Origin of the sequence: Microbacterium sp. ET2, from assembly GCF_030347395.1 — a bacterium.
GTDB classification, from domain to species: Bacteria; Actinomycetota; Actinomycetes; order Actinomycetales; family Microbacteriaceae; genus Microbacterium; species Microbacterium albipurpureum.
This window is the reverse complement of the sequence record NZ_CP128170.1, coordinates 178176-190871: the sequence shown is the minus strand read 5'-3', so window position 1 is coordinate 190871 and position 12696 is coordinate 178176. Positions and strand designations below refer to the sequence as shown.

Below are 12696 nucleotides of genomic sequence, written 5' to 3'. Positions count from 1 at the left end.
TCCCGCATCCGTTCCATCCCATCTGTGAGGATCCTCAGCATGCCCGCCGAATCCGCCACGGCCATTCCCCGGCCTCCCGCTCGCACCGCGGCACCCTCCGCGCCCGTGCTCACGGGCGCGCAGGCGGTCGTCCGCTCGCTCGAACTGCTCGGCGTCACCGACGTCTTCGGTCTTCCGGGAGGCGCCATCCTCCCCGTCTACGACCCGCTGATGGACACCTCCGAGATCCGTCACATCCTCGTCCGCCACGAGCAGGGCGCCGGCCACGCGGCCGAGGGCTACGCCTCGGCATCCGGACGGGTCGGTGTCGCGATCGCGACGTCGGGACCCGGCGCGACGAACCTCGTCACCGCCATCGCCGACGCCTACATGGACTCGGTGCCCGTGGTCGCCATCACCGGGCAGGTCTTCTCCAACCTGATGGGAACCGACGCGTTCCAGGAGGCCGACATCGTGGGGATCACGATGCCGATCACGAAGCACTCGTTCCTGGTCAAACGCGCCGAGGACATCCCGGGCGCCATCGCCGCCGCGTTCGAGATCGCCGCGACGGGTCGGCCGGGTCCGGTGCTGGTCGACATCACCAAGGACGCCCAGCAGGCAGAAGCTCCGTTCCAGTGGCCGCCGAAGATCGACCTCCCGGGCTACCGACCGGTCACCCGTGCTCACGGAAAGCAGATCCAGGCCGCCGCACAGCTGATCTCGCAGGCCAAGAAGCCCGTGCTCTACGTCGGCGGCGGCGTGATCCGCGCCCGTGCCGCGGAAGAGCTGCGCTCGCTGGCCGAGGCGACCGGAGCGCCGGTCGTGACGACGCTCATGGCCCGGGGCGCCTTCCCCGACTCCCACCCACAGCACCTCGGCATGCCGGGCATGCACGGGACGGTGCCCGCGGTGCTGGCCCTGCAGGAGTCCGACCTCCTCATCGCCCTCGGTTCGCGCTTCGACGACCGCGTCACCGGCAAGGCGGCGCTCTTCGCGCCCGATGCCCAGGTGGTGCACGTCGACATCGACCCCGCCGAGATCGGCAAGATCCGAGCCGCCGATGTGCCGATCGTGGGCGACCTGAAGGAGGTGCTGCCCGATCTCGAGGCGGCCTTCCGGTCGGCGAGTGCGGCCGCGGAGCCCGACATAGCCCAGTGGTGGTCGTTCCTGGACGGACTGCGCGACGAATTCCCCCTCGGCTACGCTCCGACGACGGATGGGCTCCTCGCCCCCCAGTACGTCATCCAGCGCATCGGCGAGCTGACCGGTCCCGAGGGCGTCTACGCCGCGGGCGTGGGTCAGCACCAGATGTGGGCGGCCCAATTCATCAAGTACGAGCGTCCCAACGCCTGGCTGAATTCCGGCGGGGCGGGCACGATGGGCTACTCGGTGCCGGCGGCGATGGGTGCGAAGGTCGCCGAGCCCGACCGGGTCGTCTGGGCGATCGACGGTGACGGATGCTTCCAGATGACCAATCAGGAGCTCGCCACCTGCGCCATCAACAAGATCCCGATCAAGGTCGCGATCATCAACAACTCGTCCCTCGGCATGGTCCGCCAGTGGCAGACCCTGTTCTACGACGGCCGCTACTCGCACACAGACCTGAACACCGGGCACGACACGATCCGCATCCCCGATTTCGTCAAGCTCGCCGAGGCTTACGGATGCCTCGCGATCCGCGTGGAGCGGGCTGAGGACGTCGACGCCGCCATCCGGACGGCGCTGGAGACCAACGACCGCCCGGTCGTCATCGACTTCGTCGTGAGCGCCGACGCGATGGTGTGGCCGATGGTGCCGCAGGGCGTGAGCAACAGCTACATCCAGTACGCCCGCGACCACTCGCCGGCCTTCGAGCGGGAGATGTGAGATGCCGAGCCACGTGTTGAGCCTCCTCGTGGAGGACAAGCCCGGTCTCCTCACCCGCGTCGCGGGCCTGTTCGCCCGTCGCGGCTTCAACATCGAGTCGCTCGCGGTGGGCGTCACCGAGGTTCCCGGCCTCTCCCGCATCACCGTCGTGGTCGACGTCGACGAGCTTCCCTTGGAGCAGGTCACGAAGCAGCTGAACAAGCTGGTGAACGTCATCAAGATCGTCGAATTGGATGCCACGGCATCGGTCCAGCGGGAGCACATGCTCGTCAAGGTCCGCGCCGACAACGCCAACCGTTCCAACGTGCTCGAGGTCGTGAACCTCTTCCGCGCCTCGGTGGTCGACTACGCCCCCGACGCCGTGGTGGTCGAGATCACCGGCGACAAGGGCAAGATCGAGGCGTTCCTGCGCGCGGTCGAGCCGTTCGGCATCAAGGAGCTCGCGCAGTCGGGGCTCCTCGCCATCGGCCGAGGCGGCAAGAGCATCACCGAGCGCGTCCTGCGCGGCTGATCTTCACTTCCGGCTTCCTCGCACCGGTCGTTGAGCGAGCGAAGCGAGACGAAACGACCATGACAAGGAGAAACATCCATGACAGCTGAGATCTTCTACGACGACGACGCCGACCTCTCGCTCATCCAGGGCAAGAAGGTCGCGATCGTCGGCTACGGCTCGCAGGGGCACGCCCACGCGCTGAACCTCCGCGACTCGGGCGTCGAGGTCGTCATCGCGCTGAAGGACGGGTCGAAGTCGACCGAGAAGGCCCAGGAGGAGGGCTTCGAGGTCAAGAACGTCGCGGACGCCGCGGAGTGGGCCGATCTGATCATGATCCTCGCGCCCGACCAGCATCAGCGCGGAATCTTCACCGACCACATCAAGGACAAGCTGACCCCCGGAAAGACGCTCGCCTTCGCCCACGGCTTCAACATCCGCTTCGGCTACATCCAGGCACCCGACGGTGTCGACGTGATCCTCGTGGCGCCGAAGGCACCCGGCCACACGGTGCGGCGCGAGTTCGTCGCCGGTCGTGGCATCCCCGACATCATCGCCGTCGAGAACGACGCTACCGGGCAGGCGTGGGACGTGGCGAAGTCCTATGCCAAGGCGATCGGCGGCACCCGCGCCGGTGTGATCAAGACCACCTTCACCGAGGAGACCGAGACCGACCTCTTCGGCGAGCAGGCTGTGCTCTGCGGCGGGGTGTCCCAGCTCATCCAGTACGGCTTCGAGACCCTCACCGAGGCGGGCTACCAGCCCGAGATCGCCTACTTCGAGGTGTTGCACGAGCTGAAGCTGATCGTCGACCTGATGTGGGAGGGCGGCATCGCCAAGCAGCGCTGGTCGGTGTCGGACACCGCAGAGTACGGCGACTACGTCTCGGGGCCCCGCGTGATCGACCCGCACGTGAAGGAGAACATGCAGGGCGTGCTCGCCGACATCCAGTCCGGTGCCTTCGCGAAGCGATTCATCGACGACCAGGACAACGGCGGCCAGGAGTTCCTCGCCCTTCGCGAGAAGGCCGCCCAGCACCCGATCGAAGAGGTCGGCCGGGGACTGCGCTCGCTCTTCGCGTGGAAGCAGACCGACTCCGACTACACGGAAGGGTCCGCGGCGCGCTGAGCCGCCCCCTCCCGTTCACCTGACCATCCCGTCCGTGGCGGGCCGCGTTCACCGCGGCCCGCCACCGTGGTCTGGTGCGGAAGCTCGTGCCCGTGGTGGCCGCCCTGCTGCTGGTCTCCGTCTTCCTCGTCTCCAGTGCCGCCCCGAGCGCGGCCACCGGCGCCGGCGTCCGTGCCGCCTCGCCGGGCGACGTCATCATCAGCGAGATAGCGAACGGTGGAAGGTCGGGTCCCAGCGGCGCATTCTTCGAACTGCACAACGCCTCCGACGATGCGGTGTCCTTGCGCGGGTGGTCGGTGTTCCGCTGCGATGAGGACGGACTCCGCGCGAAACCGTCGAACCCCGAGACCCCACTCGACCAGGTGACCTTGGCGTCGGATGACCGGCTGGTGGTGGCCCAGATGTCCGGGGACCTCGCTGGGCCCGCCGACGCCGTGTTCTCGCAGATGATGTCGACCCGCGGGTTCGGGCTGATCCTGGTCGCCCCCGACGCCGAGGTCGCCGACGCGGTCGCCGCGTATCCGTCGGGAGAGGACAGCGCCGCCGTCAGCGAGTGCGGCGAGGCCGACGTGCCGGTGGCGCTCGCCTGGGCCCTCGACGAGAGCTGGCAGCGCTCCGTGGACGGCACGTGGGTTCGCGGCACCTCGACCCCGGGAGTGCCGCCCTCGGATGCCGACCTCCGTCGCCCGCCTTCGATCGAGATCAGCGAGATCACCGCGGCCGGACCGGCGGGACACGGTGACGATCTGATCGAACTGCACAACGCGGGGCGGATTCCGGTCGACGTCACCGGGTGGCGGCTCTACCGCTGCACGGCGCTCGGCGTGGCGTCCGACGACACCCTCCAGCATGCCTTCGAGTCTCCCCGGGTCCTCGAACCGGGGGAGAGGCTCCTGGTCGGCGGTCCGGATTACACCGGCGCCCCCGACATCCGAACGCGGACGTCGCTGGCCGACCTTTTGTCGGGAGCGCTCCTGGTGACGGCGGACGGTCGACGCGTGGACGGCGTCACCGTCTCGGCCCAGCACGACACGGGGTGCCAAAGCGGCGTCGAGCGCCTCGACGGGATCGTCGACTACCGCTCCGGCCAGAGCTGGCAGAAGACACGCGACGGGTGGGTGGTCGCGACCCGGACGCCGGGCCTGCCGAACGCGACCGTGGATCGCCGGCTCACTGACCGCCCGGCCGCACGCACATCGCCGCCCGTCGCCATCAGCGAGGTCGCGACCGACCCCGAGCTGCCGGTGCCGGGCGGCGATCGCCATGCTTTCGTGGAACTGGGGAACTACGCCGACACGCCGCAGGACATCTCCGGATGGACGATCATCGCCTGCACGGCGGACGGCTTCCGCGCCTTCGATGACCTCGCCACCGTGCCCTCGGGTACCACACTCGCACCCGGGGAGACCTGGCTCGCCGCCCTCGCCGGAACGGCGGTGGCCGCAGAGGCGACCTTCGACGACCCGTTCGCGCTGCAGGGAGCGGGCGTCTGGGTACAGGATGACCTCGGGCACCGTATCGACAGCGTCGGGATCTACCACCGCAACGAGATGGACGAAAGCGTGGAGCGCGCGAGTCCCTGTACGAACGGGCTCGCCCTCGCGACCTTCGCTCCCGACCGCCTCCGCGGCGAGACGTATCGGCGCGCGGGGTTCACCGGCAGCGATGTGAGCGATTTCGTCGTCGCGGGCGCGACGCCCGGCGTCATCGACCGTCTTCCGGTGCTCGAACCCGCGGCGCTCATCCGTGCCGCCCGCGACCGGATCCAGGCCGTGACCGTCACCACTCCGCTCGAGGAGGAACGGGCGACCGCGCGCCGCGCGCCGTCCGGCGTCGGTGCACCCGCCGATGTCCGCTGGGCCTTCGCGGGGTCATCGTCCGCGCCGCTTCGGACGCTCTCGACCGCCCGAGAGGCGCCGATCGCCGATTCCTCCTCGCTCGCGAGCCGAGACGACGGGTACGGCTTCCCGTATCTGCGACTGGGCCTGGCGCTCCCGGTGATGGGGGGAGAAGTCACCTGGGGTGGACGCACGGTGGGCCGCAGCGGTGTCGCGCTGTCGGTTTGGCAACCGGGCGAGCGCTCGTGGCGCTTGCTCGACGAGGCGGCAGGCACCCGAACGGCCGCGGATCGGACGGCGGCGGAGTCGGTGGTCCTCAGCGGCATGGTGGAGCCCGCCGAGGTGTCCGACGGACTGGCGCAGATCCTCATCCAGGTGGTCCCGGGTCAGGCAGTGGTTCATGACGCAGCCGGCATCGCCGACCCGGGCGATTACGATCTTGCGCTCGCTCACATCACCGACACGCAATACCTGTCCGAAAGCTATCCCGAGGTGTACGCGGCCGAGATCGACTGGATCATCCGCAACGCCGAGCCGCGCAAGATCGAGTTCGCGGTCCACACCGGCGACCTGATCCAGAGCTGGATCGATCCCGATCAGCGCGAGGCGCGGGCTCGACACGAGTTCGAGGTGGCCTCTCAGCTGCAGGGTGCTCTCGACGCGCAGGTCGCCAACAGCGTGCTGCCCGGCAATCACGACAACAAGCGGGGACTGACCAACGTCCTCTTCAACGACTACTTCGGCCCCGACCGGTACGCCGACACCCCGTGGTACGGCGGCTCGATCGAGCCGGGCGACAACCGGGCGAGCTGGTCGGCCTTCGAGGCAGGCGGCGCCCCGTTCGTCGTGCTGAGCCTGCCCTACGGCTACGGCGGAGACGACGTCCCCTGGGCGGAGGAAGTGGTCGGCGCTCACCCCGACGCCAACATCGTGGTCGCCACGCACGAGCACGTCACCCCGAAGGGGCACGGCGGCCCCGCCACCCGGTCGAACTCGTCGCGGTGGCTGTCGCACGCCGACCTGCTGTGGGACAGGGTGATCGCCCCTCACCGCAACGTGGTGCTCGTCCTGTCAGGACACTTCCACGGCGTCGGCGCCATCATCACCGAGGATGCCGGGGGCATACCCGGCCACACGGTGATGGAGGCCGTGGCCGACTACCAGGAGTTCCGCACGCCCACCGGCGAACGGGCGACCGGCTTCCAGCGTCTGCTGCAATTCGATCTGGCCGGAGGAACGCTCGCGGTGGACACGTTCTCCGTTCCGTTGGACGCCTCGGCAAGTCATCCGTTCGACTACACCCAGTTCGTCCCCGACAACGGCGCGGACGGCATCCATTCCAACGAACGCCCCTGGAACGTGATCGACCGAGGCCTGCAGAACCGCTACACGGAGGCGGATGACGAGTTCGCGGTCGGGCTCTCGCTGCAGTACGCCAAAGCCGTCGAGACCGAGGCGATCACCATCGGGTGACCGCGGGGCGGATACGCTGGGGCGGTGACGTCGCGCGACGAAGACGCCTTCCGCTGGGAGGGCGACGACCCCGCCCCGGTCGACCCGCCCTCCGCGGCCGAGGGAGCGCCACCGACGCTGCCGCCGGGCTACCGTGCGGTGGGGAAGGGCAGTCATGAGAGTCCGCCGACGGAGGAGGCGGCGAGCGAATCCGACGTCGAGACGGGCGCCGACACCGCGTCGGGCGACGAAACTGCCGAACTCGACGCACCCGGCGGGATGGGCAACGCGTCTCTGATCGCCCTGGGGATTCTCGGCGGCGTCTATCTGCTGTTCTCGATCGGCTGGCTGATCGGCGGACTGCGCGTTCACGGGGTCGCCTCCTTCCTCGTCTCCGGCGACGGCATCGCCCCCCCGGTGTGGACCACCGGGAACGCGGCGGCCGTCGGGCTCGCGGTGGCGGCTCCCGCACTGTGGTTCACCGCGGTGTACACGCTCACCCGCCGGTCTGCGGCATGGCTTCGCTGGGTGCTCCTCGGAGCCGGTGTCGTGCTGCTCGTGCCTTGGCCGTTCATCGTCGTGGGAGCTTTCGGATCATGACCTCGACTTCCGCCGCCGCGCCTCTCCGCCGGCGACCCGTCTGGGTCACCGTCGCTGTCAGCGGTGCGTTCGGGCTGTTCTACGCGTACGTCGTCTGGAACGCCGTGACCCTCCTCGTCGCCCAGGCGTCGGGTCCGCTCGGGCTGAACGCGCTCGGCTGGGCGGTGCTCGGGTTCACGATCGTGTTCCCGATTGTCGCCTTCGGGGTGGCGTTCGCGGTGGGCTACCGGCGACCGCTCGGCGAGTTCGCCCTGGTGCTGCTGGTCGGCCTCGCCGTCGTCGCCGTGCTGTGGGTGAATGTCCTGGCCTACGCCTACACGTACGGGGCCCAGCTTCTGGGCTGACGTCTCCGCCGTACGTCATACGGTCGGAGGCCCCCGAGCCCGCGCGATAGGCTGACAGCTGCCCGCCCCGCGTGCGGCGGGACATCCCTCAGCCGCTCGTCGCCGCTCGCGCCCGCACCGAAGGTCTGCCCCTGTGTCCAAGCCCGTCGTCCTGATCGCCGAACAGCTCTCGCCCGCCACGATCGACGCCCTCGGGCCCGATTTCGACATCCGCCACGTCGACGGCACCGACCGTTCCGCGCTCCTGTCCGCCCTCGCCGACGCGCGCGCGGTGCTGGTCCGATCAGCGACGCGCATCGACGCCGAGGCGCTGGTGGCCGCTCCCGACCTCAAGGTGGTCGCGCGCGCCGGTGTCGGCCTCGACAATGTCGACATCAAGGCCGCGACCGCTCGGGGTGTGATGGTCGTGAATGCGCCCACCTCCAATGTGATCTCCGCCGCCGAGTTGACCGTCGGTCATATCCTGAGCCTCGCCCGTCACATCCCCGCCGCCCACGCGTCCCTCGCCGACGGGCAGTGGAAGCGCAGCGCCTTCACCGGCGTCGAGCTGTTCGAGAAGACCGTCGGCATCTTCGGTCTCGGTCGAATCGGGGCGCTCGTGGCCGAGCGCCTTCGCGCTTTCGGTGTGCGCGTGGTCGGCTACGACCCCTATGTCACGCCGGCGCGCGCCCAGCAGCTGGGTGTCGAGCTGCTGCCCTTCGACGAGGTGCTGCGACAGAGCGACGCGATCACCGTGCACATGCCGAAGACTCCCGAGACGACGGGGATGATCGGTGCCGACCAGCTCGCGCTGATGAAGCCCTCGGCCTATGTCGTCAACGTCGCCCGCGGCGGCCTCATCGACGAAGACGCCCTCTACACCGCCCTCACGACCGGAGTGATCGCCGGCGCGGGCCTGGACGTCTTCACCTCCGAGCCGCCCGCCGCCGATTCGGTGGCTGCGCGCCTGGTGTCGCTCCCCAACGTGGTCGGAACCCCGCACCTCGGGGCGAGCACCGAGGAGGCGCAGGAGAAGGCGGGCGTCTCCGTGGCGCGCTCGGTCAAGCTCGCTCTCGAGGGCGATCTCGTCCCCGACGCGGTCAACGTCGCCGGGGGAGTGATCGACCCGTTCGTCCGCCCCGGCATCGCGCTCGTCGAACAGCTCGGCCAGTTCTTCACCGCTCTCGCGCACGGCGCTCTGACCAGCCTCGACATCGAGGTGCGCGGCGAGCCTCGCCGCGTACGACGTCAGCGTCTACCGGCTCGCGGCCTTGAAGGGCATCTTCACCAACATCGTCAGCGAGAACGTCTCGTACGTCAACGCGCCGCTCTTCGCCGAACAGCGCGGCATCGAGGCCCGTTTGATCGTCGAGGCCGAGAGCCCGCTCTATCGGAACATCACCGTCCTGCGCGGCACCCTCTCCGACGGCACGGTCCTCACGGTGGCCGGAACGCTTGCGGGTACGCGAATGGTTCCGAAGGTCGTCGGCATCAACGGCTACGACATCGAAGTCGCCATCGCGCGCCACCACCTCGTCATGCGGTACGCCGACCGGCCCGGCATCGTGGCGATCTACGGCAAACACCTCGGCGACGCCGACATCAACATCGAGGCCCTCCAGGTGGCGCAGCCCGACAGCACGGGGCGCGCGCTGAGCGTGCTCACCGTCGACTCGCCCGTGCCCGATGAGATCCTCGACGAGATGAGACGAGCGACGGGGGCCGATCTCTTCCGGCAGATCGACATCACCGAAGCCTGACCGGAGCGGTTCAGGTGCCCGCGGCGCGCTCGACGAGCCCGACGAGGGCATCCAGTGCGGCACCGCGCGGCGTCGGTCCGGGGACATTCCCGCCGCCGAGGGCGTTGTTGAAGTAGAGACCGTCGCTGACGAGCATCACCAGATCCAGCGCCGCGGCGTCGCGGGTGTGCGGACGCAGCACGTCGGCCCACTTCGCGCGGACGTCGCGCAGCGCTTCGCTGGCCGCGGCGTTCCCGCCCTGCGCGAGACGGGCCACGGCGAGCAGCGCGCGATCCAGATCGTCATCGTTCATCACCGACGTGCGCAGGAAATAGGCGATCGGGCCCTCCGGCGCCGCAGCGGTGGCTGCCACGTCGGCGTCGACCAGTGCGTGGAGGCGCTCGAGCAGTGCCTGCTCGAGCGTCTCTTTCGAGGCGAAGTGATACAGCAGACCGCCTTTGGACACACCCGCGGCCCGTGCGGTCGCATCCAGGGTCGAGCCTCGTTCCCCCTCATCGATGAGCAGCGCCTCGAACGCGTCGAGGACCTTCTCTCGGGCGAGGGGCGGTCTGCTCATGGCCTCGATCGTATCGACGTGACGGGTTCCGCTCTGTTACTATACCGACCGGACGGTATAGTAATGATGACACTGACACAGGAGATCGAACTCGCAGACGCCGCGGGCAGGCGGGTCGGGTGGCGCGGCTGGGCGGCGCTGGTCGTCCTCATGCTTCCCGTGCTCCTGGTCTCGGTCGACAACACGGTGCTGAGCTTCGCGCTGCCCGCCATCTCCGCCGATCTGGCCCCTTCGAGCACCCAGCAGCTGTGGATCATCGACGCGTATCCGCTCGTCCTCGCGGGACTGCTGGTCACGATGGGGACGCTTGGCGACCGATTCGGTCGACGACGGATGCTGCTGCTCGGCGCGACCGGCTTCGCCACCGTTTCGGCCCTGGCCGCCTTCGCCCCGAGCGCAGAGTGGCTGATCGCCGCCCGCGCCGGAATGGGCGTCTTCGGCGCGATGCTGATGCCGTCGACCCTCTCGCTGCTGCGCAGCATCTTCACCGACCGTGATCAGCGCCGCTTCGCCATCGCGGTGTGGGCATCGATGTTCTCGGCGGGTTCCGCTTTCGGACCGATCGTCGGCGGCATCCTCCTCGAGCACTTCTCCTGGGGGGCGGTGTTCCTGATGGCCGTGCCCGTGCTCATCCCCCTGCTGATCCTCGCCCCACTCGTCGTCCCCGAGAGCCGGGACCCGAACCCGGGGCGCATCGATCCCCTCAGCATCGCGCTGTCTCTGGCGACGATGGTCCCGATCGTCTACGGCATCAAGGAACTCGCGGTGTACGGGGTGTCGGGCCCCGCTCCGCTGCTGACCCTGGCCGGTATCGGATTCGGCGTGCTGTTCGTGCGCCGGCAGCTGCGGGTGCCGAACCCGATGCTGGATATGCGTCTGTTCCGCGTGGGAACCTTCAGCGGGGCTCTCGTGGTGAACCTCCTCAGCGTCGTGGGGCTCGTGGGCTTCCTCTTCTTCGTCGCCCAGCACCTTCAGCTCGTTCTCGGGCTCACACCGCTGGAATCGGGTTTGGCCCTCGTTCCGGGCCTGGCCGCGATGATCGCGGCAGGATTGACGGTGGTGCCGATCGCCAAGCGCGTCGCGCCCCGCATCGTCGTGCCGGGGGCCCTGGCGTTCTCGGTGCTCGGGTATCTCCTCATCGCCGCAGCGGGCGGCGACACCGGGCCCGGGCTCCTCATCGGCGCGTTCGTCGCGCTCGGGATGGGCATCGGGGCGGCTGAGACCGTGTCCAATGAGCTGATCCTCGCCAGCGCGCCACCCGCCAAAGCCGGAGCGGCCAGCGCGGTGTCGGAGACGGCGTACGAGCTGGGCGCGGTGCTGGGGACGACGGTGCTCGGCGGTCTTCTGACCGCGCTCTACCGAATGAATCTGGTCCTTCCCGAGGGCGTCCCGTCCGCTGTCGCGGCGGACGCGCAGGAGACCCTCGCCGGGGCCGTGCGGGCCGCGGCGGATCTCGGAGGCGCAGCGGGGGAGGCGGTGCAGGCCGCGGCGGCGCACGCGTTCTCCGCCGGGGTGAGCGTCACCGCGCTCATCGGGGCGGGACTGGTCGTCCTCGCCGCGGTCGTCGCGGCCGCTACTCTGAAGGGATCCCGCGCCTCGTGACCGACCCGTTCGTCGGACGAGGCTTCCGATGGACAGGAGTGCGATGTCGCGTGTGGTGAAGCTGGCCGTGATCCCCGGAGACGGGATCGGCCCGGAGGTCGTCGCCGAGGCGGAGAAGGTGCTGGACGCCGTCACGGCGGGTGGCGTCACCTTCGACAAGACCCGGTTCTCGCTCGGCGCCGGACGCTACCTCGACACCGGAGACACGCTCACCGATGACGATCTCGCTGCGATCGCGGGGCACGACGCGATCCTGCTCGGCGCCGTCGGCGGTGTGCCGGGCGACCCGCGGCTGAAGGACGCCAACATCGAGCGGGGTCTCCTGCTGAGGCTCCGCTTCGAGCTCGACCACTATGTCAACCTCCGGCCCTCCAAGACGTACCCCGGCTCGGCCACACCGCTGGCGGACCCCGGCGACATCGACTTCGTGGTGGTACGCGAGGGCACCGAGGGCCCGTACGTCGGCAACGGCGGTGCGATCCGCCGGGGAACGGCGCAGGAGGTCGCCAATGAGACATCGGTCAACACCGCCTTCGGCGTCGAACGCGTCGTCCGGTACGCCTTCGGCCTCGCCGAGCGCCGCTCGCGTCGGCTGACCTGGGTGCACAAGACCAACGTGCTCGTGCACGCCGGAGCGATCTGGCAGCGCATCGTGCGCGAGGTCGCGGCGGAGCATCCGGATGTCGCCGTAGACTACCTCCACGTCGACGCGGCCACCATCTTCCTGGTCACGAACCCCAGTCGCTTCGACGTCATCGTCACCGACAACCTCTTCGGCGACATCCTGACCGACCTGGCCGGCGCCGTCACCGGTGGCATCGGCCTCGCTGCCTCCGGGAACATCAACCCCGCGGGGGCGTTCCCGTCGATGTTCGAGCCCGTCCACGGATCGGCTCCCGACATCGCCGGGCAGCAGAAGGCCGACCCGACGGCGGCCATCCTCTCGGTCGCTCTGATGCTGGATCACCTCGGTCTCGGCACCGAAGCCGATCGCGTCACGCGCGCGGTCGAGGAGGACATCGCCGCCCGCAGCGGCGCACCGCGAACGACCTCGCGCATCGGCGACGACATCGTCGCACGCCTCCAGGCGTAACCTGGA

General features: G+C 69.4%; 9 protein-coding genes and 1 pseudogene. 9 read left to right on the top strand and 1 reads right to left on the bottom strand.

Translation table 11 applies throughout. The features are described 5' to 3' along the window. Nucleotides 1-39: 39 nt before the first annotated feature. The 7 genes and pseudogenes from QSU92_RS00905 to serA all read left to right on the top strand — a co-directional run bounded on the left by QSU92_RS00905 (nt 40) and on the right by serA (nt 9439). The gene (locus tag QSU92_RS00905) at nt 40-1848 is read left to right on the top strand and encodes an acetolactate synthase large subunit (RefSeq protein ID WP_289264250.1); all 1809 of its coding nucleotides are present in this window, start codon (nt 40-42) and stop codon (nt 1846-1848) included. A gap of 1 nt (nt 1849) precedes the next feature. Next, the gene (ilvN, locus tag QSU92_RS00900) at nt 1850-2359 is read left to right on the top strand and encodes an acetolactate synthase small subunit (protein ID WP_289264248.1); all 510 of its coding nucleotides are present in this window, start codon (nt 1850-1852) and stop codon (nt 2357-2359) included. 78 nt (nt 2360-2437) lie between these two features. Beyond that, nucleotides 2438-3466 (top strand): ketol-acid reductoisomerase, encoded by a 1029-nt coding sequence (gene ilvC, locus QSU92_RS00895; RefSeq protein WP_289264246.1) that lies wholly within the window; start codon nt 2438-2440, stop codon nt 3464-3466. Nucleotides 3467-3540: 74 nt separating this feature from the next. After that, nucleotides 3541-6777, top strand: a complete 3237-nt coding sequence (locus tag QSU92_RS00890) for a lamin tail domain-containing protein (protein ID WP_289264244.1) — start codon at nt 3541-3543, stop codon at nt 6775-6777. Nucleotides 6778-6801: 24 nt separating this feature from the next. Next, entirely contained in the window at nt 6802-7356 is a 555-nt protein-coding gene (locus QSU92_RS00885) for a DNA polymerase III subunit gamma/tau (RefSeq protein ID WP_289264242.1), read from the top strand. After that, nucleotides 7353-7700 carry a bacitracin resistance protein gene (locus QSU92_RS00880; protein ID WP_289264239.1) on the top strand — a complete coding sequence of 116 codons (348 nt, stop codon included), beginning with the start codon at nt 7353-7355 and terminating at the stop codon, nt 7698-7700. The genes QSU92_RS00885 and QSU92_RS00880 overlap by 4 nt, the downstream gene beginning before the upstream one ends. 133 nt (nt 7701-7833) lie before the next feature. After that, nucleotides 7834-9439, top strand: a pseudogene (serA, locus tag QSU92_RS00875) (phosphoglycerate dehydrogenase). A gap of 10 nt (nt 9440-9449) precedes the next feature. On the opposite strand, the gene QSU92_RS00870 reads toward serA, so the two are convergent. Further along, nucleotides 9450-9995, bottom strand: coding sequence for a TetR/AcrR family transcriptional regulator (locus tag QSU92_RS00870; protein WP_289264237.1), 546 nt, complete (start codon nt 9993-9995; stop codon nt 9450-9452). A 63-nt stretch (nt 9996-10058) separates the two neighbouring features. Here QSU92_RS00870 and QSU92_RS00865 point away from each other — a divergent pair, with 63 nt between their 5' ends. Continuing rightward, nucleotides 10059-11597, top strand: coding sequence for an MFS transporter (locus QSU92_RS00865; RefSeq protein ID WP_289264235.1), 1539 nt, complete (start codon nt 10059-10061; stop codon nt 11595-11597). Nucleotides 11598-11640: 43 nt separating this feature from the next. Next, a complete protein-coding gene (locus tag QSU92_RS00860; RefSeq protein ID WP_289264234.1) occupies nt 11641-12690 on the top strand; it encodes a 3-isopropylmalate dehydrogenase in 1050 nt (349 codons plus the stop codon). Nucleotides 12691-12696 lie beyond the last annotated feature (6 nt).